General features: G+C 27.7%; 25 protein-coding genes. All 25 read left to right on the top strand.

Annotation, left to right across the window (positions count from 1 at the left end; genetic code table 11):
- The first annotated feature begins 6 nt into the window (after positions 1 to 6).
- The 25 genes from AMRN_RS11285 to AMRN_RS11165 all read left to right on the top strand — a co-directional run bounded on the left by AMRN_RS11285 (position 7) and on the right by AMRN_RS11165 (position 22350).
- On the top strand, positions 7 to 726 hold the full coding sequence (locus AMRN_RS11285; RefSeq protein WP_099310416.1) for a flagellar hook-basal body protein: 720 nt from the start codon (positions 7 to 9) through the stop codon (positions 724 to 726).
- On the top strand, positions 723 to 1127 hold the full coding sequence (gene flgB / locus AMRN_RS11280) for a flagellar basal body rod protein FlgB (protein WP_099310415.1): 405 nt from the start codon (positions 723 to 725) through the stop codon (positions 1125 to 1127). The genes AMRN_RS11285 and flgB overlap by 4 nt, the downstream gene beginning before the upstream one ends.
- 15 nt (positions 1128 to 1142) lie before the next feature.
- Positions 1143 to 2885, top strand: coding sequence for a flagellar basal-body MS-ring/collar protein FliF (gene fliF, locus AMRN_RS11275; protein WP_099310414.1), 1743 nt, complete (start codon positions 1143 to 1145; stop codon positions 2883 to 2885).
- Entirely contained in the window at positions 2885 to 3892 is a 1008-nt protein-coding gene (gene fliG, locus AMRN_RS11270; protein WP_099310413.1) for a flagellar motor switch protein FliG, read from the top strand. Before fliF ends, fliG begins: the two co-directional genes overlap by 1 nt.
- Before the next feature lie 2 nt (positions 3893 to 3894).
- Positions 3895 to 4569 carry a FliH/SctL family protein gene (locus AMRN_RS11265; protein ID WP_099310412.1) on the top strand — a complete coding sequence of 225 codons (675 nt, stop codon included), beginning with the start codon at positions 3895 to 3897 and terminating at the stop codon, positions 4567 to 4569.
- A gap of 93 nt (positions 4570 to 4662) precedes the next feature.
- Positions 4663 to 4950, top strand: a complete 288-nt coding sequence (locus AMRN_RS11260; RefSeq protein ID WP_079576883.1) for a FliM/FliN family flagellar motor switch protein — start codon at positions 4663 to 4665, stop codon at positions 4948 to 4950.
- Positions 4951 to 4960: 10 nt separating this feature from the next.
- Positions 4961 to 5707, top strand: a complete 747-nt coding sequence (locus tag AMRN_RS11255; protein ID WP_099310411.1) for a flagellar hook assembly protein FlgD — start codon at positions 4961 to 4963, stop codon at positions 5705 to 5707.
- A 10-nt stretch (positions 5708 to 5717) separates the two neighbouring features.
- Positions 5718 to 7181 (top strand): flagellar hook-basal body complex protein, encoded by a 1464-nt coding sequence (locus AMRN_RS11250; RefSeq protein ID WP_099310410.1) that lies wholly within the window; start codon positions 5718 to 5720, stop codon positions 7179 to 7181.
- Positions 7182 to 7284: 103 nt separating this feature from the next.
- The gene (locus AMRN_RS11245) at positions 7285 to 9630 is read left to right on the top strand and encodes a flagellar hook-basal body complex protein (RefSeq protein WP_099310409.1); all 2346 of its coding nucleotides are present in this window, start codon (positions 7285 to 7287) and stop codon (positions 9628 to 9630) included.
- Between the two features lie 38 nt (positions 9631 to 9668).
- Complete coding sequence (locus AMRN_RS11240; RefSeq protein ID WP_228150794.1) at positions 9669 to 9998, top strand: hypothetical protein; 330 nt, start codon at positions 9669 to 9671, stop codon at positions 9996 to 9998.
- A gap of 10 nt (positions 9999 to 10008) precedes the next feature.
- Positions 10009 to 12003 (top strand): hypothetical protein, encoded by a 1995-nt coding sequence (locus tag AMRN_RS11235; RefSeq protein WP_228150793.1) that lies wholly within the window; start codon positions 10009 to 10011, stop codon positions 12001 to 12003.
- A gap of 66 nt (positions 12004 to 12069) precedes the next feature.
- Positions 12070 to 12390: a flagellin gene (locus tag AMRN_RS11230; RefSeq protein ID WP_099310408.1), complete on the top strand. Its 321-nt coding sequence runs from the start codon at positions 12070 to 12072 to the stop codon at positions 12388 to 12390.
- A gap of 13 nt (positions 12391 to 12403) precedes the next feature.
- A complete protein-coding gene (locus tag AMRN_RS11225; protein WP_099310407.1) occupies positions 12404 to 13321 on the top strand; it encodes a FliM/FliN family flagellar motor switch protein in 918 nt (305 codons plus the stop codon).
- On the top strand, positions 13322 to 14077 hold the full coding sequence (locus tag AMRN_RS11220; RefSeq protein WP_099310406.1) for a motility protein A: 756 nt from the start codon (positions 13322 to 13324) through the stop codon (positions 14075 to 14077).
- Between the two features lie 8 nt (positions 14078 to 14085).
- Positions 14086 to 14862 (top strand): flagellar motor protein MotB, encoded by a 777-nt coding sequence (locus AMRN_RS11215; RefSeq protein ID WP_099310405.1) that lies wholly within the window; start codon positions 14086 to 14088, stop codon positions 14860 to 14862.
- Positions 14862 to 15158, top strand: a complete 297-nt coding sequence (locus tag AMRN_RS11210) for a hypothetical protein (RefSeq protein ID WP_228150792.1) — start codon at positions 14862 to 14864, stop codon at positions 15156 to 15158. The genes AMRN_RS11215 and AMRN_RS11210 overlap by 1 nt, the downstream gene beginning before the upstream one ends.
- Positions 15159 to 15173: 15 nt before the next feature.
- On the top strand, positions 15174 to 15551 hold the full coding sequence (locus AMRN_RS11205; RefSeq protein ID WP_099310404.1) for a hypothetical protein: 378 nt from the start codon (positions 15174 to 15176) through the stop codon (positions 15549 to 15551).
- On the top strand, positions 15538 to 15930 hold the full coding sequence (locus AMRN_RS11200; protein ID WP_099310403.1) for a hypothetical protein: 393 nt from the start codon (positions 15538 to 15540) through the stop codon (positions 15928 to 15930). Before AMRN_RS11205 ends, AMRN_RS11200 begins: the two co-directional genes overlap by 14 nt.
- On the top strand, positions 15927 to 17090 hold the full coding sequence (flhF, locus tag AMRN_RS11195) for a flagellar biosynthesis GTPase FlhF (RefSeq protein WP_099310402.1): 1164 nt from the start codon (positions 15927 to 15929) through the stop codon (positions 17088 to 17090). The genes AMRN_RS11200 and flhF overlap by 4 nt, the downstream gene beginning before the upstream one ends.
- Positions 17091 to 17092: 2 nt before the next feature.
- Positions 17093 to 17908, top strand: coding sequence for an AAA family ATPase (locus AMRN_RS11190; protein ID WP_099310401.1), 816 nt, complete (start codon positions 17093 to 17095; stop codon positions 17906 to 17908).
- A gap of 72 nt (positions 17909 to 17980) precedes the next feature.
- On the top strand, positions 17981 to 18304 hold the full coding sequence (locus AMRN_RS11185) for a hypothetical protein (RefSeq protein WP_099310400.1): 324 nt from the start codon (positions 17981 to 17983) through the stop codon (positions 18302 to 18304).
- 8 nt (positions 18305 to 18312) lie between these two features.
- Positions 18313 to 18615: a flagellar hook-basal body complex protein FliE gene (gene fliE / locus AMRN_RS11180; protein ID WP_191282127.1), complete on the top strand. Its 303-nt coding sequence runs from the start codon at positions 18313 to 18315 to the stop codon at positions 18613 to 18615.
- A 12-nt stretch (positions 18616 to 18627) separates the two neighbouring features.
- Positions 18628 to 19089: a flagellar basal body rod protein FlgC gene (flgC, locus tag AMRN_RS11175; RefSeq protein WP_099310399.1), complete on the top strand. Its 462-nt coding sequence runs from the start codon at positions 18628 to 18630 to the stop codon at positions 19087 to 19089.
- 4 nt (positions 19090 to 19093) lie between these two features.
- Positions 19094 to 21601, top strand: coding sequence for a flagellar hook-length control protein FliK (locus AMRN_RS11170; protein ID WP_099310398.1), 2508 nt, complete (start codon positions 19094 to 19096; stop codon positions 21599 to 21601).
- Positions 21601 to 22350, top strand: a complete 750-nt coding sequence (locus AMRN_RS11165; protein ID WP_099310397.1) for a flagellar biosynthetic protein FliR — start codon at positions 21601 to 21603, stop codon at positions 22348 to 22350. The genes AMRN_RS11170 and AMRN_RS11165 overlap by 1 nt, the downstream gene beginning before the upstream one ends.

The following is a 22350-nucleotide window of genomic DNA, read 5'->3' as shown; positions in this document are numbered from 1 at the left end:
GATAGAATGAATCAAGGAACATACCCCCTAGCAGCAGCAATGGTAAATCAACTAAATAGAGTTGATATGATTTCAAATAATCTTGCCAATGCAAATACAAGAGGTTTTAAACAAGAGGGAATGACTGAGGGTTCATTTAATCACTATTTACAAAGAGCTGAGAGTGAGGGGTTTACTCCAAATAAAGTAAATACTATTACAAATACAGTTCCTAAATTAAATGGCAAATATATAAATGAAGAAGTTGGACCTATTGTTGCAACAGGAAATGCATTAGATTTTGCATTAAAAGATTCAAACTCTTTTTTTAAAGTTTTAAATGATAATGGTGAAGTTGAATACACAAGAGATGGTTCTTTTAAAATTTTAGATAATATGTTAGTTGATTCAAAAGGTAGAAATATCCTTGATAATAACAATGAACCAATTGCTACAGAAGATGAGTATATAAATTTAATTTCTGTAGTTAAAATTGATTTTAAAGATTTAGAAAAAGTAGGGTACAACAACTATAAGACAAAAGAAGGTGCACAAATTGAGCAACTTGAGCTAAATGATGGAGAAATACTCCAAGGTTCATTAGAAAAATCAAATATTAATACAGTTTCAACAATGGTTGCTTTAATTGATGCAAATAGAAGATTTCAACAAACTCAAAAAGGTATAACTACTATTGATGAGTTAAATGCAAAAGTTATTGATAAAATAGGAAATAATACTAGATGAAACCAAGTAGCGTAACAGATACATTATTTAATCAGCTAAACTTTAGAGGTGACAGACAAAAAGTTATTTCAAGTAATATAGCAAATATTAATACACCTGGATATAAAACAAAAGAGTTAGTTTTTGAAAGTGAATTAAAAAAAGCAAGTAGTCCAAGCTTGCAAATGTATAAAACTAATCCAATGCATCTTTCATCTTCTGATAATATTTCAAACCCTAATCAAAAACATCTTGTTGAAGTAAAAGGATTAGAAGAACAAAATGATGGTAATAATGTTAACTTAGATGCACAAATGAGTGAAATGTCAAAAAACAAAGTTATTTTTGATGCGTTACAAACAGCCATTAAAAAAGATTCAAGACTATTTAGATCAGTTATAGAATCTTCTGCAAAAAATTAATAGGATATATATTATATGGATCAACTTTTTAAGTTTGTAAATAATTTAAATGCTGCACAAAGAGCCGTGATAATTGGAGGTTTTTCTTTACTTTTTGTATTATTAGTAGGGTTATTAATTTACTCAAATATAAAAGCAGAAGATAAAAAATTTAATTATATAATTGCTTCAAACTTAACAAAAAATCAAGTAATGCTTGCAAGTAATGAGTTGGAAAATTCAGGAGTACCATTCTCTGTAATTGGAAATGGCAATGATTTGACTTTAAAAACTTCAAAAGAGTTTATTAATATTGCAAAAATAAAACTTGTTACAAGTGAAGCAGCAACTAGTAAACATGTTGGATGGGAGATTTTTGAAAAATCCTCTTTAGGAACAACAAATTTTGAAAATAAAGTTAAGTATTTAAGAGCTTTAGAAGGTGAACTCTCAAGATCATTAGAGTCACTTTCAGGTATTTTAAGAGCAAGTGTTAAAATAGCAATTCCTAAAGATACAATTTTTACAGAAAGAAAGACTGAACCAACAGCATCAGCTGTTTTGACATTAAAACCAGGAGTATTTTTAACTCAAAAACAAATTGATGGAATAAAAAACTTTATTGCTTCTGCTGTATCAGATTTAAAAGATGGAAATATAAAATTAATTGACCAAGATGGAGCTTTATTAGAACACTCTAAAGATGAGATTGATAACTTACAATCATTAACACAAAATAAATATAAAAAAAAGCTTGAGTCTGATTATGAAAAGAAAATAGTATCTTTGCTAGAACCAATTGTAGGCCCAAATAGGGTTGTAGCAAGGGTAAGTGTAGATTTAAATTTTACAAAAAAACATATTCAAGAAGAGATTTTTGATCCTGAGGGTACAATTAGAAGTCAAGAAACACAAGAAAATATCTCTTCTTCACAAGGTGGACCTGGAAATAATGGTGCAGTTGCAGGTGTTGATAGTAATATTGAAGAACCTCAAAATGGCAATGGCAATAACAATAGCCAATCTTCAAATGAATCAACAAAAACCTTAACAAATTATGAAATATCAAAAAAGATTATTGAAGAACAAGACAATAACTATTCACGTATTAAAAAAATAAGTGCAGCAGTAACTTTTGATTCTACAATACTTGAAGATTCTGAAAATAAAGAAGAGTTTTTAGCTTCTGTTGAATCAATTGTTGAAGAGACAATTGGTTATGAGCAAAAAAGAGGTGATAAGATTAGTGTAAAAAGCTTTAAGTTTGTTGGACTTAAAGCACTTGGGAATGCAGCTGGACAAAGAGTGGATGAAAATGGTAATATAATCCAAGAGCAATCAGCTGATACAATTACTATGATTAAAACTTTACTTAAAGAGTTTAGTGAATATATTCAATATATAATTGCAGCAATTTTATTATTTATTTTTTATAGAAAATTTATTGTAAATCATGAAGTTGTGGTATTAGGTGATGGAACTGCAAAGAAAAAAGATCAAGATGGCAATGATATTGATTTAGTTGGAGATATGCTTCATGGATATGAGGATGAATTTAATGCTCAAAGTGCTAAAGGAAGATTAAAAGCAAAAATCAAAAGTCAAATAATGAATAATTTGACTGGATTAGATGAAGAAGGCGCAGCTAAGTATGAAATCTTAATTGAAGAACTTGATAAAGAGATAAATACTAATCCATCTGATATGGCAAAAATGATAGAGTTACTACTATCAGAGGGTAATTCAAAATTTACATCAGGTAAGAAAAAAGGTAAATAATGTCAGAAGATATAGATAGAGAAGTATTAAAAGGCATGTCAATGTCTGAAAAGATTGCCCACTTTTTTGTACTTATAGGAGAAGATGCTACTGTTAAAATTTTCCAACATTTACCAAAAGATGTTGTTGAAGAGATATCTACTGCTATTACTCAAATAAATTCTGTTGACAAAGATGTTTCTTTGGCAATATTAGATGAATTTCATCTTTATACTAGAACAAAAGGATTTATTAGTTCTGGTGGATTTGATTATGCAAAAGATATATTATATAAATCTTTAGGAAAAGGTGAAGCTGATGATGTATTAGCAAAACTATCTAGAATGAAACTTGCTTCTCAATCATTTGCTTATTTAGATGCAATAAATCCAAAGCAATTATCTGACTTTATTAAAGATGAATCTCCTCAAACTATCGCAGTTATATTATCACATATGGAAGCTCCAAGAGCAGCAGAAGTTTTGATGCAATTAGAAGAAGATATAAGAGTTAAAGTAACCATGCAAATGGCTACAATCAAAGATGTTTCTCCTGATGTAGTAAGAACAATTTCTGTTATTTTAGAGAAAAAACTAGAGTCTTTATTGTCATCTATTGTTGATGTTGGTGGTGTAAAAGTTGTTGCTGATATGTTAAATAGAGTTGGTCCAAAATCTCAAGAAATTTTAAGAAATATAAATGGGGTTGATACTTCATTAGCTACTAAGATAAAAGAGAATATGTTTGTATTTGAAGATTTATTAAATTTAGAAACAGAGTATGTTATGAAAATCTTGCAAAATGTTGATACTGCTGATGTTGCTGTTGCTATGAAAAATGCAACAGAAGAGGATTTAGAAAAAATTACATCAGCTATGTCTCAAAGAGCAAGTGATAGATTTAAAGAAGAGTTTGAGATGCTTAATAAAGTCAAAATAAAAGATATTGAAGCAGCCCAAAGAAAAATGCTTGATGTAGCACAAAAGATGATTGAAGAGGGTGTAATCGATAGAGATATGGATGAGTAAAAATGGCAAATAATAATGTTTATTCAACAGCAAAAGTTATTAGTAGTGAAGATAATGTTCAAGATTATAAATTAGGGACTTTTTTACATAATAATACATTAGATAATAGTGCTCAAAAAGAGCAAATGCAAAATATTGCAACTTTAAGTGAAAGAGAAATTCCTTTAAGTGTAGATCCACTAGTTGAAGAAATTAAAAATATTTCAGCACAAATTGCAAATTTGAACCTAAAAGTTGATACTATTGAGCAAGGTGGTGTTTCTTCAAGGGATGTTGATAGACAAGTGGTAGAAGCTATAAAAGACTTAAAACATTATGCAACTTTTTTTGAACAAGCAACTTTTCAAATGGAATCAAAACTATTAAAAACATCTGTTGCACTAGCACAAAAAATAATCTCAATTGAAGTTGGAGAAAACTCTACAAAAATTGCAAAAGAGACTATATCTCATCTATTATCAAAAATCAAAACTGCTTCACGAGTTAAAATTCATCTTAATCCAAGGGATTATGAAATACTAAGACATGAATTGAAATTGGAATCTTTTATTGAGTTAACTGATGATATAAATGTTGCTCCTGGTGGAGTTGTAATTGCAAGTGACCTTGGTAATTTTGATGGAAATATAGAAGCAAAAGTTGCTTCAATGCTTGAAACACTTGATACTGTAATTTAATAATATTAAAAATTTTTTATATATACACTTCCTTTAACTCAAAATCTAAAACTTTGTGATATAATATATGCAAAACAAGAAAAAAGATAACTCATGGAAATTAGTGAAAGAGACTATGACTTACTAGTAGATACGGAAATAGTAGTTGATGTTATATTAGGAACTACAAGCATTACTATTAAAGAATTTCTTGATTTAAGTGAAGGTGATATTTTATCTTTGGATAAACAAGCTGGAACAGGTGGAGATATTTACGTAAACTCAAGAATCATAGGAACAGGTGATATTATTGTAATTGATGAGAAACTAGCAGTTAGAGTTCAAGATGCTATGGATTCTGATAATGTTGTTAGATATTTCTTTGAAGAAAACTTACTGTAGGAGATAAATCATGTACACAGGAAATTACACAGGAACATATGACGAAAGTAAATATAATCAAATAAAAAATAGAGATAATGATGGCTATACTACAAGAACTGTAAAAACAAAGAGTGCAACTGATGCTAGTGGAAATAGTTATACAACCTCTGTTAGTAATGATAAGTTAACTAATAAAGATTTTTTAAATCTTATGATTCAAGAATTAAAACTACAAGACCCAACTAAACCTATGGATTCTCAAAGAATGATGGACTCTCAACTTCAAATGTCAACAATGGAAACAAATAGAGCTATGGCTGCATCTATGGAAAAGCTTGTTGCTACTTTTAATCAAACTTCTTTATCAAATGCTACGAATTTAATTGGGAAAAATATTGAAGATGTAAACACAGATGAAAATGGAGTTTCAAAAGCATATAGTGTATTATCTGTTGAGACACTAAATGGTGAGATGGTTGTAAAAGCTAGACAAATTTTATATTATGAAGATGTTGTAAAAGATGCTGATGGAAATAGATTAGCATATGACGCAAATGGCTTTATTTATAATGAAGAGGGTGAAAAAACAGGGCAAAAAATTGTTCTTAAAAATCCTGGTGAAATAGTAGTTAATGAAGATGGAAAACCTGTTATTTTAGATGAGAATGATGAAGAAGTTGCTGAACATGATTTTGTATATGAGGGTAATTACACACCTGTGTATTCAAGTGAAATTTCAACAATTCCTTTTGAAAATATTACAAAAGTATTTTAAAGGATAGAAAATGATTGGTGGATTATGGAATGGAATATCTGGATTGAACTCATTTGAAAAAGCATTAAGTGCAGAATCAAATAATGTTGCCAATGTTAATACAATAGGACATAAATCTGATACTGTATCATTTGAAGATTTAATGTATGATGCTGGAGGTTATGGGAAAGGTACAAATATTCAAACAGTTGAAAAAAACTTTTCTCAAGGAAACCTTAAAATTACAGGAAATGAGTATGATGTTGCAATAGATGGACGAGGTTTTTTCCTTGTAAAAGAGCAACGAACAGATGAAGTTTTTTATACAAGAGCTGGTAATTTTAAAATGGGTTCTAATGGTACTTTACAAAGTAGTAATGGAATGACTGTTCAAGGTATTCAATCTCAAGGCACAATTGCAGTTGGAACTAATCCTAATGATACACAATTTAGTGATAAATATAACCAATTTCTAGCAAGTGATACAATTGTTTATGGAGATAATATTCAAACTATCAATGCAAGATCTACTAATTTTAGGCAAACAGCAGAAGCTAGTGGTGCATCTGGACAAGGATATAAATCAGCTTCTTCAAAAATAAATGATATTCAAGCATTAAGTACAAATTATAAAGAAAAATTAGAATTATATAGCTCTAATCCAACAGCAAATCCTGTTGAATCAGTTGCTGCTGTTACACAAGTTCCATATGGTAATTTGATAAATGATTTACAAAATGAAGATGATATTATAAAAGTAACTATTGGCAATATCACAGTAAAACAAAAATTTGACACTGATATTCAAACAACAATGAATAAATTTGCAGATGAAATCTCTGAAATTCAAGGAATTAAAGGAGAAGTTGACACAAATGGTTTAGTAACAATTACATCAATGATTCCAGGAAAAGATTTAAAAGTTACATATCCATCTGTAAATGATGGTAACGCACCTTCAGTTAATGAAGTGACAAAACCAGTAGCAGGTTCAGGAATTGGTTTAGTAACTTCTGCAAGAGATGCTTTAAAAGATGCTATTGAAGCAGCAGGTGCTGAGTTTATAGATTTAACTACAAATTTGAATACTGCAAACCAAGGAAATCTTGCAACTACTGATCTTCAACTAAAGCTTGACAATTTAAATATTTCAGAAAATGGTCTTGGTGAACTTGAAATTGATAATGGAAAGATATTTGTAAAAGATGGAGATAATAAATTTATTATTGGTTCTATTTCAACTGCATACTTTAATGATGAACTTAGTTTAAACCCAGAAGGTGATAATTTGTTTTCTAAATCAAATCTTTCAGGTGATGCAATTGATGCTAGTAATGCAAATACACTTGAGGGGAAAACTTTAGAATTAAGTAATTCAAATTTAGGTGATAACTTAACTAATCTTATGGTATATCAAAGAGCATTTGAAGCAAACTCAAAATCAGTTACTACTTCTGATGATTTTTTAAAAACAGCAATACAGTTAAAAAAATAATTAACTGTATTGCTTTAGTGTTTAGATATTAGTACTTTTTAAAGTATTAATATTTGAACATTTAAAGTTTAGATGTTTAAGATTTATATAAAAAGGATAAATCATGATTGGAGCACTTTGGACAGGTATTTCAGGGTTATCATCACAACAAACAGCATTAGACAATGAGTCTAATAATATAGCCAATGTAAATACAATAGGATATAAAAGTTCAAGAATCTCTTTTGCAGATCAAATGTACCAAGATAGAATTGGTAAAGGGTCAAAAATTTTAGATGCAGAAAAACTTTATGTGCAAGGGAACTTGAAGCTAACTGGTGTAAATTATGATATGGCACTTAGTGGAGATGGATTTTTTACAGTAAAAAATAAAACCCAAGGTGGAACATCAGAATCTTTTTATACAAGAGCTGGTAACTTCAGAATGGGTGATAATGGAACTTTACAAGATGCAGCAGGAAATGAAGTTCAAGGATGGGCTATGCGGCCACTTGATACTGAAACTGATGTAATTTCAACTAATCCAAATGCAACTTTATTTACTGATGATTATTCTGAATTATTAGGTTCAAGAATTATTAGGCATGACACTTATGTAGAAACAATTACAGCAAAAGCAACTGATTATGTTACAACAACTAGAGCTGATGCAAGTGATGCCTTTTCTGGAACAGGTCTTAAAAATAAAGCAGCAAAATTAAATGATATTGAAGTACTAAAAAAAGAGTATACAAGAAGACTACAAGATTTGAAAAATACTCCTGATGGCCCTTCTGCAACTTCAATTTCACAAAAATCACAAATAAGGTTTGAAGGTGATATTCTTAGAGGTGAGGGGCATCAAATTTCAATTACTATTGATGGGACAAAAATTGCTCAAAAGTTTATAAGTACAAATGCAACAGATGACTTTATTACTTCTTTAGTGGATTTTGCAGGTGGTGATACTGGTAATTCAGTAGTTGCAGGTTCAGGAACTACAACTATTACAAATACTATTACTGCTGCTAATAATACAAGATACTCTATGACTATTGATGGAACTGAAGTTCACTATGATTCTGATACAGATGCAACAATGCAAGAGATATTAGATGGTTTAGAAAATGCTATTAATACAAATGAGACTTTAACTTCAAGTACTAATCCTCCAACAGGTATTACAAAAAATAATGGTACAGGTACAATTGCAGTTACATTTGGTTCAAATGCAACTGCTACAGAAGCAACATATGCTAGTAGTGTAACAGAAGATTATGATTTAGTAGCTAGTAAAATAGCAACTTATAAAGCTTTAGCAGATGAAATCTCTTTTAGAATTCCTGGAATGGTAGCTTATAATGTAATTGATCCAGTTACTGCAACAGCAGTTGATCAAGGAAAGTTTGAAGAAAAAGATACTTTTAATGCAACAACAAATCCTTTAGATGTATACAAAGGTATGATAGAGATAAAATCTCTTATACCTGGTCAAGATTTTATTATTAATAGTGTTCAAGAAATGAGTTCAAGCACAACTGTAAGTGGTGAAGTAAATGATACTTTAAGTAGAACAAAAGCACAATCAGGAACAGGTGTTGGTGCATTGGAAAGTATTCAAGATGCCCTTGCAAGAGCAATAACTGGTAATCAAAGAAATGTATACGCTCCAGCTGATTTAGCAACTCTTGGTACAGGTATTGACCATACTTTAGACTTTTCTATATATGATCCAACATTGAAAAAGAATATTGAGTTTTCATTGACATTAGATGGAACAAGTGGTGGGGGTGATATTACAAATGTAGATGAAATGGTAGCTGCTATTCAAAATGGTGGAAATCCTACTGATACTCCAAAACAAGTTCAATTTAATAACTATTTCAAAGTTGAAAATGTAAATGGAAACTTAGTAATATCAACTAAAGATTCAAAATATGACTTAGAATTTAGTACAACTTTAACAGATACTGTAAATAGTATAGTTAAAGATAAAAATGCTGATTATAGTGGTAGAAAAGGTGCAGGAGCAGAATTTTTAGAAATAACAAATACAATTGAGCAAACATCAACACAAAATTCACTTCAATTAAAACTAGATGCTTTAAATATTTCAAACTCTCCTTTTGGTGAGTTTAATATTGATCAATCAGGTTTAATTACTATGAAACAAGGTGGAGTAGATTTTGCTATTGGACAAGTTTCTATTGCATTGTTTAATAACCAAAGAGGACTTTTACCATCAGGAGATAACTTACTTGCAAAAACAAATGAGTCTGGTGATCCAATTTATAATACTAACAATTCAAAAACTGCAAAAATTGAAGGTAAAACATTAGAATTAAGTACAGCTGATTTGAGTGAAAGTTTAGTTAATCTAATGGTATTTCAAAGAGCCTTTGAAGCAAATGCTAAATCAATTACAACTTCAGATCAATTATTAAACACATTGATAAATCTAAAAAGATAAAATAGGGTATTCCCTATTTTATTATAAAAAGGTAAAAATTGGAAAATTTTTTATTATTGATATTATTTGGTGTTTTATTATTGTATTTTTTCTCAAGTATGAATGTTTATAAATCTTTATATAGAAAAGTAAATGAAGAAAAAAACATTATGGAAGAAGAGTATAAAAAACTAGAAGAGATTATTGAAAAATATGAAAAACAGTTAAAAATAAGCACTTCAACACTTAAAAATAATCAAGATACTTTACAAGTAGCAAGAAATGATTTACAAAAAGCAAAATTAGAAAATGCAGAATTAAGGCATAAAGTAGAAGTATTAGAAGATAGAACTGAAGAGTTATATGCTCAAGTTAATACAATGGTTTAAAAGGTAAATTTTGAAAAAAACTTTTTTTTATTTTTTCTTTATACTTTTTATTACTGATGTTTTTGCGAATAAGAATTTAATAGAATCTCAACCAGAAATAATTTTTAATTATGATAAAATAAAGCAAAAACAAGATAGTTTTTCTTTGCAGTTTGATTTTAATAAAGCTGTATTGATGATGGAAAAAGAAGAGTATAAAAAAGCAATAGAAATATTCAAACAAACTGCAACTGCAATTAAAATACCCTCATTTTTAAATATAGCAATCGCTTATTATAAATTAGGTGAGATTGAAAATGCAAAGTTATATTTTAACAATATTTATAATTATAAAAAAGCCATATATAAAAATACATTTTCATATATGTCATCTTGTTATTATTTATATCAAATTACAAAAGACACTAGATACTTAGATATTATAATAGATATTGCTAAAAAACATAAAAATTTAACAGAGCATTCAAAAAGAATGTTAGCTGATACTTTGATACTTTTAAAAGAGTATGAAAAAGCATTACAAATTTTAAATAAAATGAAATTTCCTTTAGATTTAAAAAAAGCACTATTACATTTGAAGTTAAAAAATTATGTACAAGCTGAGAAGTATCTAAAACTTGCAAAAGCAAATAGTTATAATAAAAATAGATTTGATAAAATCTTATGGATTATGGTTTATAGAGATTTAAAAGCAAATGAACTAGAAAAGCTTATGGATAATATTGATGTTATTAATAAAAGAAAAAATAGTTTTAAAGCAAATTTAGAACTGCCTTTAAAACTATTTTTTAATAAAGATAAGTATTCATCAAAAGAGTATTTAGAATTTGTTACAAGTTTTACAAAAAAAAGAGAAATTGATTATATTTTCTATTTTGCTCCTTTTGTATTTTCTGATAACCAAGAGATTATTTATGATATTTCAAAAGGTTTTATTTTTAAAAGTAAACAAAATATACAAAGCCTTGAGAAGATGGTTGAGTATAATGCAAAATTTATAGAAATAATAAAAGAAGATCCAATAATTCGAGTGAATAAGCTTAAAAGTTTGATTAATACTAAATCAAAATCTTATGTTTATTATAATCTTGCACTTTCATATGCACATATTTATGATTTTCATAATGCATATAACTATTTTGAAAAAGCATATAAATTAAATCCTGGAAATAAACTATTTTCTGTTATGACTTTAATTGCTGCAAAAAGAATAGATAAGAAAGTACCAGATATAAAATATATAAAAAGTAATATTAAATCAGACCAAGGTTTATATAAATATTTTGGACAAGCGCTTTTTTCACTTTTTTTAGAACCTGAAACTAAAGTAAAAGAAAAACCTTTATATTATGAAGATACAATTTTTTATACTGCAATACAGTTTTTAAAAAATAAAAAAGATAAAAAAGATATTTCAAGTAGTGTTTTATTTGAAGAATATAATAAAGATCCATTTGTTTATTTAATGAAACTAATACAAAAAAGAAAAAATGAAAGTAATTTTGATTATTTCTCAAGACTACAAGATAATGTTCCTTTATATATAAATGATAATTTTTTAGAAGGTCCACTTGTGGTTACTAGATATTATATTGATATTTTAAAATCATTAGGACTTTTTTATAAAGCAAACTTAGAATTAAAAGCTAAAAGTACTCCATCTTTTTTGAGAACTGAAGCATTAAAAGAGTTATATATAGGCAATTCTAAAAAAACATTAGAAATTCTTAATAGTTTACAGCAAGAGTATGGATTAGAAGATAAATATACGATGTATTTACAAGTTGCGGCTTTACTTGATCAAGGTAGAAATAACGAAGCTTCTATTCAAATATCGCTTATTAAAGCAGTTTTAAATGATCATGATGCTGATTTTCTAACGGGAGTTCAGTTAATTCAAGATTTGAAATTATCTAGTGCTAAACAGTATTTTAAGTCAAAATATTTAGATAGTATGATTGATATTAGGCTTAATGGCTTAGATGAGTTTTTAGAATCTTTATAAAAGAGTTAAAAATTTATTTGTTTTTTGATATAATCTAGGTAATACACAATTTTATAGGAGATTGCTATGGAATTAGGAAGAGTTGCAGACATTGATAATGCAAAAGTTAATCATGTAGAAAAAGCAAAAAAAGTTTCTGAAGTAGATAACAATAATAAAGTTGAATCTGATGAAAAGTATAAAAATGCACAAGGTTCTCAACAAGATTATGATAAAAATGAAGTAATTTTGGATAATGTTAGATTTGGATATAACAAAAGCTCACAAGATTTTTTTGTAAAAGTTAAAAGAGGCGATGCTGAGTATAAATACCCAACAGAAGATATGATGAGAGTAAAAGCTCAATTACTTAATGAGCTTAAACAAAAACTAGACGAGTCTAAGTAAAAGGTAATATTAATTGGCATCAGATTTATCAAATATATTAAAAGATGAGTTAACAAACACATTAGAGCAATTATTGTCAAAAAGTTCAACAATTGATAATATACAAGAGTTAGATAAAGAGAATTATGAGCCAACTCAATGTATACAAGTTGATGTTAAGTTTGATTTTAATGCTGGTACGAGTAATTGGTCATTTTTTATTCCAACTATTTCAGCTACAAAATTTGAATATTTTATGCTAGGTGGAATGGGTGATTTAAAAGAACATATAGATGATGAAATTGCTGATGCAGTTAATGAAATCACTTCTAATATTTGTGGAAGTTTTTCAACATCTGTTAATGCACAAAATTTTGATGATATAGGAAGTATTAAGTTTGAAGTATTAAACTCATCAATTGTTGAATCTTCATCTATGAAAGAAGCTGAAAATATTTATGAATTTTCTTTATCTATGGATTCTGAAAAATTACCTGTTATTATCAGTTTTGATAAACTAATACTTCCTTTTATTAGTTCAATAACAGGTAAAGATGATGTTCAGGATTTACCTTTAGCATCAGAAAATTCAAGCAATAGTGAACAAAGTAGTCCTTCAAATCAATCAAATAAAACTTCATCAAGTGATAATCTTGGTATTAGTTCTTTGTTATCTGAAAATTCTGCACATAATTTACAATTATTGTTTAATATAAAGTTAAAACTTAGTGTAAGATTAGGAACAAAAAACTTTTTATTAAAAGATATTTTGCGTTGGGATATAGGTGAAATAATAGAGCTTGACCAAATGGTAAATGAACCTTTAGAAATACTTGTAAATGGTGTTAAAATTGGTGAGGGAGAAGCAGTTATTGTTGAAGGAAAATTTGGACTTAAAGTAAAAAGTATAGGAAACGAAGCACTAAGATTAAACCAGTTAGGATTGAAGTAAATGGATAAAGGTACATTAGGCGGAATTATAGCGGGATGGTCATTTGTAATCTTAGCAATTGCACTTGGTGGTGCAGGTTTTGGTGCATATATTGACATCCCGTCATTGATAATTGTTGTAGGTGGTACATTAGCTGTTACAGCTGGTCAATTTGAAGTTAATGAATTAAAAAGAATGACGCCTGCAATTAAAGTTGCATTTAATGAAGTAAAAACTGAATCTTTACCTGAATTAGTTGAAAAAATAATATTTTATGCAACAGAAGTGAAAAAACATGGTGTTATGCATATTGAACAAAAAGTAATGCAAGAGAATAATCCTTTTTTAAAAGAGGCCTTTCAATTGATTGTTGATGGAACAAAACCAGAAGTATTAGAGCCTTTACTTGAACTAAAAATGGAACATATGGAAAAAAGACATGGCATTATGATTGGTTTGTTTGGAAATATGGGAGGAACAGCTGGTTCAATGGGTATGATTGGTACTTTAGTTGGATTGGTTGCTATGCTTGCAAACTTATCAGATCCAGCAGCAGTTGGTCCAGCAATGGCAGTTGCTTTGATTACAACTATGTATGGAGCTTTAATTGGTACTTTATTTGCAGGTGTAATTGAAAATAAACTAGCAAGAAAAAATGATATTGAGATAACAGCTTGTGAAGTTATTATTTCAGGTGCTTCTATGATTGCAGCAGAGGAGTCAATAGGTAATATTAAGATGAAACTAAATTCAATTTTAGTTGAACTTCCAGAATAGAAATAGATATGGCAAAGAAAAAATGTCCAGATTGTCCTAAATGCTTACCAGGTTGGTTAGTTCAGTTTGGTGATCTTATGTCTTTATTGCTTACTTTTTTTATTTTACTTTTATCCATGGCTGTTATGGATAAGAAAAAAGTTGAAGAGTACTTTGATATTATGAAAAAGGCAATGGGGTTTTTAGATAAAACTTCTGATGTTAGAGAACAAACAGATCAACATTCAAATAATCAAAGTAATAGTGATAGTCCTGATAGTATGACAGCAGCAGAAGAAGGAATTGAGCAAGCTTCAAATGAAATTAAAGAAATAGTTGAGATTGCAAATGACACTGCAGCAGATCAATCTCAAATTATGCAAATAACAAAAGGCAAAAATGAGTTTGTTTTAGATATTCCTTCAACTATAATGTTTAAACCAGGTGAGTATAGAATAAATGATGCTGCTTCTAAGAGGTTTATTGCTAAAATAGCAAGAGTAATAAGAACTATGCCTCAAACTTTTGCAATTGAAGTAATAGGGCATACTGATAATGCGGCTTATAAAAACAAAGATATACCAAGAGATGATTGGGATTTGTCTGCATTAAGATCAGTTGAAGTAGTAAAAGAATTAATTAAAAACAGGATTGAACCAGGACAGTTAAAAGTTTCTGCATATGGTTCATATCATCCAAAAAGTGAAGTTGCTTCTGATAATAGAAGAGTTGAAATCAGATTTTTTTCTGAAAATGATCAATCTGATATTTTAAGTGAAGAAAATTTCTTTGATAGGTTGGAATAATGATTGAACTTAGCACACCAATTGTTACTAAAAATGAATTTAGTAATAACAAATTTGAAAATATAGACGCAAAAACCTTAGATGATGATAATTTAAAAAAAGTATGTGATGATTTTGAATCTTTTTTTGCTCAACAGTTGATGGATATTTCATTAAAGAGTACTAATGTTGCAGGTGAGGGTACTGGTTCTGATATTATAAAAGGAATGTACACAGAAACTGTATCGAAAAATACAAAAGGTACTATGGGTATTAGTGATATGTTATATCAATTTTTAAGCCAAAACAATAAATAATAGATTGGATTTACGATGATTGAACAAACAGTTGAAACAATGTTAGAACTTATAGATAAAATGAAAGAATCAATAAAATTAGATATTGAAGATATAAAGCAAGCAAAACATGAAAAACTTTTGGATAGAAATAGTGAAAAAGAAGAGATGATTAATGAAATATCATCATTGAAAATAAAATTAAATGATTTAATTATTAATAAAGTAAAAGCTGGTGAGGATGTTGATATTTATAGACAAAAGGTTGATAATTTAGAAGAGGAATTACGAAATCTTTATAAACTTAATAAAGAATTAGCATCAATAGTATTACCTGTTCAACAAATGTATAAAGAAATTGTTGATGATATTACAAAAAATAATGGGGGAGCTTTACTTGATGTTAAGGCTTAGTTTTTTACTTATATTTCTTTTTGTTAGTGCAAATGCAATTGATGTACTAGTTGCTAAAAAACCAATTCATTATAAATCAATAATTGATACAAGAGATTTAATGCTTAGAAAAGTTGACAGTGTTGAAAAGTATTGCAAACCACTTAAATTAGCTGATTTAAATAATAAAAAATATGAAGCACTACACTATATTAGAAAAAATAGTGTAATTTGTACAAAAGATGTTAAGCCTTACAAAAAAGAAGCAATTGTATTTAAATTTGGTGCATTAGAAATAGAAAAAAGAGGTGAGATAATTTTTCAAAATGATGAGTATATTAGGATAAAAAGAAGTGATGGAAAAATTGAAAAAATCTATAAAGATGGAAGAGTAGAATGAATATGCTTTCATTTTTAGGAGAAACACCAACAATTGCTTTAAAAAAGGCTCAAGAAGAGTGTGGTGAAGAAGCAATTGTAATATCTACTAAAAAAATATCTAGTGCTAAAGATGGTAATAAAGATATGTATGAGGTGGTTGTTGCATTAGAAGATAGTAATACTATGAATGAACCTATAAAGAAGTCAACTTATACAAAAAAAATTGTTTCAAAAGATCCAAAAAAAGATGAAAAATTTCAAGCTTCTGTGTATGATTTTAGAGCAGAAATACTTAAAATGCAAGATGCAATTGGACAGGTTCAAAAATCAATATGGGATCCTAAAAGTCAACTGTATGATTTGACTATCCCTCCTGAATTTGCAGATATGTATAATCTTTTTGAACAAAATGAATTTGATCAAGAGATGACCTACACAATAATGAAAAAAACAATAAAACAATTGCCAGTTTCATTAAAAGCAAATCCTAAAAAAGTCAATGATTTTTTTAAATTAATTTTAAGAAGAATACTTCCTATTAAACATGAAGTACCATTAAGAAAACATCAAAGAAAAATTACGATGATGGTTGGCCCAACAGGAGTTGGTAAAACTACAACAATTGCAAAATTAGCTGCTAGATATGCATATAAATTAGGACAAAATTATAAAGTTGGAATTGTAACTTTAGATTCATTTAGAGTTGGAGCTATTGAACAATTGCAAGCTTATACAAATATTATGCGTTTACCTTTAGAAATTGTTAAAAATCCAGAGGATTTAATAGAAGCATTACTTAGATTAAAAGATTGCAATTATATATTTATAGATACTGCTGGTTCTAGTCAATATGATGTGGATAAAATAGAGTTAATAAATGAGTATCAAAATAGAATAGAAGAATTACCTATTGAAAAAATATTGGTACTTCCTGCAAATGTAAAACAAAGTGATTTAATTGATATTTATGCAAACTACTCAAGATTAAATATTGATTATTTGACTTTTACTAAGCTTGATGAAACTAGAAGTTTTGGAAATTTGATTTCTTTTGCACATAAAACAAAAAAGTCAATTACATATTTTTCTATAGGACAAAATGTTCCAGATGACTTAATCGTATCAGATGCATCTTTTTTGATTGACTGTTTTATGAATAGTTCTTGTCCAAGGAGATAAGAGTGTTTAATAGTATTTCAAATCAAGCAAGTAGATTAATCAATCTTACAAAAAATAGACAAAGAGAGTCAAAAACTAAATTACTAACAATTACATCAGGTAAGGGTGGAGTAGGTAAATCAACTTTTACTGGAAACATTGCGTATTTATTATCTTCAAGAGGTTTTAAAGTGGCAATAGTTGATGCTGATATTGGCTTAGCAAATATGCAAGTACTATTTGATATGAAACCAAGATATACACTATTTGATTATATTGAAGGAAAAGTTACTATTGATGAGGTTTTACTTCAAACAGCTTATAAAAATATTTCACTAGTTGCTGGTAAGAGTGGTTATCAATACTCAAATCACTCTAACTCTTTTGTTTTTGCAAGAATAGTTGAGGATATTATAAGTTTAAATGAATTTGATGTTGTTTTAGTTGATACAGGAGCTGGTTTAAATGAGTATGTTAAAGAATTTTTGGCAATATCTGATAATATTTTAGCAGTTACTACAACTGATCCTAGTGCATTAACTGATTTGTATGCTTTAATAAAAATGCTATCCAAAGATAAAGAACAGCTTATGTTATGTTTTAATCATACAAAAAATCATCAAATTGGAAATACAATTTCAAATTCTTTAATAAATTTGGCTAAAAAAAATAGATTAAATGATAATTTTATGGTAAAATATATAGGTAATGTATCAACTTCTGCAAATATTTCAACAACTGGCCGGTTAAGAAAATTATTTAGTTTTGAGTTTAAAAATGATGACTCAACTAAGGAACTACAAGCTATAATTGATACTTTACTTAAAAATATAAAATAAGGTTGCGTAAGGTGTCTGTATATTACAGAAAAAGTGTATTAAATATTATTGTTTTAAAGGAACTATGATACTATGGTAGTAGAAAAGTTTTCCCAAAACGTAATAAATACGGGAATCTTTAGGTTGTATATTGCAACTGGATTCTTTGCTACACTTATATTTTTTGTAGTTAATGCAGACTTATTTACTCCTTTGGAAATGCTTTTTGGAATAGTTGGTGTTACAATTGTTTTAAAAGGAGTATCTAATATGATGTTATCTTTGATCATTTTGCTTTTTAGTTTAGATAACAAAAAAGAGGAATTAGATTTTAAATATAATTCTGAAAAAATTGATGCAATGCTTGCAGAAATGAGTATTAATGATGCTAATGCAAGTGTTGATAAAAAAGAGTGAGGTAAAAAATGAATATTTCTTCAATTAAAGACTCAATTGGTTCTTTAGGACTATCGCAAGTAAAAAATGAAGTAAATTCTCCAAAAGAAAATGAATCTTTTGCTAGTATGTTAAAAGGTGCAGTAGGTGAAGTGAATCAGCATCAAATTGATGGATATAATGCTATGGAAGGTATTGCAACAGGTAAGGTTGAAAATCTTCAAGAGGCAGTTCAAAAAATTGAAGAAGCTGAACTTTCATTGAAATTAGGTTTAGAAGTTCAAAATAAAGCAATCGCTGCATATAAAGAAATTTCAAGAATGCAAGCATAATAAGGAGATTTTATGGGTTTTTTTGATGGATACAATGTAGCAACTTCTGGAATGAGTGCACAAAGAACTAGAATAAATGTAGTAAGTGCGAATATAGCAAATGCTCAAACTACAAATACAATTGGTGGTGGACCGTATAAAAAACAAGATGTTGTATTTGAGGAAATTTTATTAAATAAAGCAGAAAAATCAAATAGTAATGATATTGAACAATCAAATAGTAAAAAAAGCGCAGATGAATTAAGAGGAGTTGGTGTTAAATCAATTGTTCAAAATGATGCAGAGCCTATTATGAGATTTGAGCCAGCACATCCAGATGCAAATAAAGATGGATATGTAGCTTATCCAAATATTAATCCAGTTATTGAAATGGTTAATTTAATAGAAGCTCAAAGATCATATGAAGCAAATATTGCTGCTTTTAATACACACAAAAATATTGATACTAAAACACTTGATATTTTAAAGGCATAGTATTATGAAAGAAATGGATTTATTATCATCTTCAAAGACTAAGTCATCTTCTGAAAATAGTTTTGGTACTAAAGAAACTAAAGAAAAAAAAGAAGGGCTATCTTTATTTGATTCAATTTTAGCACAAAGCTCAAAGGGTAAAGAAGAAGTTTCTACTAAAGATAATAAATCAATTGAAAAAGAAAAAGTATTAAATACAAAAAGTGAAACTCAAAAATCTGAAAATACAAAGCAAACTGACTCTTCAAATAGTAGTGTAATAAATAAAGAAAAAACAAAAAACGATGCAGAAGTTGATAATGTTGAAAGCAATACTACTAAAGAAACAAAAAAAGATAATAATTCAATGTCTATGCTTGATAGAATGATTTTAGAAGCAAAAAAAGCAAAAAACTCTAATAAAGAAGATGCAAAAGAAAAAGATCCTGATACATCTAATACAAAAGACAAAACTACTCAAAATGATGAATCATCAAAGGATTCAAAGAACGTAGAATCAAAAGATAATAAAAAAACAGATATTAAAAGTGGTGATATTTTAAAAGAGATAGAAACACAAACTAAAAAAGATAAAAGTTTAGATGATACATCTTTGACATCAAAAACTAATAATCAAAAAGAAGAAGTAAATCCTAATATAAAAGAAGAAACAACTGAGAAAAAAGCTAATAAGTCTGAAAAAACAGATGATTTAAATAGCAATGATAATACTAAAGAAGTAAAAAAAGATAGCAATAATAAAAATATAAAAGAGTTATTGCAAAATCAACTAGATACAAAAGATATTGAAAAGTCAAAACAGAATATAAATAGCGATGAGAAAAAAGTTACTAAAGACTCTTTAGATAAAAATAGTGATAATAAGATAGAAAAAGAAGAAAAAACACAAACACAAAATAGTGAAAAATTATCAAAAAAAGATAGTGAAAAGACACCTGATTTACAATTAAAAGATACTAAAAGTGAAATTAAAGTAAATAATAACTCTTTAGAAAATATAGAAAATGATAAAAAACTTGATAGTTCTAATAGTGATAATAAAACAGAAAATACAAATTCAAAAACTAAACAAGATGGAACTGTTTTAAAAACAGAAGAGATAATTATAAATGCAAATAATGCAAAAAAAGATACTAATACAAATACAATTGAAACATCAAAACAAACAGATAATAAAGTAAAAATTAGTAAAAATGAAAATTTGAATATAGAAAATAATATAAAAGATACTAAAGTAGATAATGAAAATATTGAACAAAAACAGAATAATCTACAAAATAGTAAAGAAGTTAAAGTAGATAACTCAAAAGAATCAATAGATAATCAAAAATTAGAAATAAAAAAAGATAGTTCAAAAATACAAGAAAATATAAGTGATAATAAAAATCAAATTTTAAAAACACAAGAAAACAAAGTAAGTGAAAATTCAACAGAAGTTAATAAAAACTCATCAAGTAATACATCTTCTACAACAGAAAATAATACTAAAAATGAAAAAGTAGCACAAGAACTATCAAAACTTGATCCAAAAACTTCTACAGAGAATAAAAAAGCTGAAGTTTCTTTAGAAAATAAAAACTCATCAAAAAGCTTATTGGAAAAATTAGTTGATGACTCAAAACTTTCAAATAAAGAGATAATTGATTCAAAAAAATTAGAAGTAAATGAACCTCAAAAAGTACCATTGGGTAATAGAAATGATGTTTTAACAAATATTTATTTAAGTTCTCAAAAAAATAGTATTGCTAGTCAATCAATTATTGCGAAGCATGAGGGTGTAAAAACTGCTAAAGAAGGTAAAAGTGTTGATGATATAAAAACAAGTGCAAAACAGCTTGACTTGGGTTTACAAGAAACAAAAATCGAACTAAAAGATAATCAACAAAAAGAGATACAAAGAAATAATTTTATAGAAAAACTAACAACAAATAAAAATATTATGCAAGAAATATCAAATAGTAATATTGCAAATTCACAATCAAACTCTTCATCTTCTTCATCGGCTAATCAAGGAGCTGATGTTAATATTAATGTTCCAAATAACTTAGCCATGAGTATTCAAAGTAGAATCATAGGTGCACAACAACAAATGTCTTCAATGATGTCTGATGTTGCAAGAAATATGTATGAAAACTACAAACCACCTGTAACTGCTTTTAGAATAAATCTTTTACCAGCGCAATTAGGGTCAATTGCTATTTTAATGAAAAGTGATAAAGACTCAGGTCTTAATATTAGTTTAAATATATCAAATGCAGCAACACTTGATGCCTTTGTTAATAATGAAACAGGTTTAAGAAATGCACTTTTAAAGAATTTTGATTCTGATACTAAATTTAATCTTAATTTTGCATCTGATGATAGTACAAGTTCTGATAATCAAGGACAAGATAGCAACTCTTCAAATCACCAAGGACAACAAAATAGAAGAGAAACACCATCTTCTGCTGATATTTTAAATTCAATGAATAACTCAAATAAAAAATCTGAAGAAAGCTCAAATTATATGTAATGGAAGCCTTTTTATCCTTACTAAATGAAGCTGTAGTAATTAAATTTTTACTACTTCTTGCAAGAATATTATCTTTTGTAGCTTTTATGCCAGTTTATGGTCATAGTGCAGTTAGTCCAAAAATTAGAGTAACTTTTGCCTTTTTTGTTACTATTTTTTTATTTCCAATTATTGAAGTAAAAAATTTAGTTACTCAAGATATGTTTGTACTTTCACTAATAAGTGAAATAACATTAGGAGCAGTTGCTGCTTTTTTTGTACATATTATATTTTCTGCTGTTAGAATAATAGGGGAGTTAATTGAGTACTCAACAGCTTTATCTATGGCAAATATGTTTGATCCTGCAACAGGGACACAAGAAGGTGTTGTTAATAGATTTTTGTATATGGTTGCTTTAGTGCTTTTTTTTGAAACAGGCATGTATGAGATGACATTTGTTATTCTAGTAAAAAGTTTTTCTATAATTCATTTGGGTTATTTTGATATATTCTCATATGATGGAATACAGATTATTATTGATGAAATAAATAGGCTTTTTGCTTTTTCTTTCTCTTTTGCATTGCCTCTTTTTTTTATTGCATTTATACTTGATTTATATTATGGTTATGGTACAAGATCAATGCCTGCATTTTCTCCATTTGTTATTACGTTTCAGTTGAAATTTGCAGTTATTTTTCTATTTTTAATATTTGGAATGGAAATTTTTACACACTCGTTTACAAATTTTTTTATAAACAAGTTTCAATAA

Origin of the sequence: Malaciobacter marinus, from assembly GCF_003544855.1 — a bacterium.
GTDB classification, from domain to species: domain Bacteria; phylum Campylobacterota; class Campylobacteria; order Campylobacterales; family Arcobacteraceae; genus Malaciobacter; species Malaciobacter marinus.
This window is presented reverse-complemented; position numbering and strand designations above follow the sequence as displayed.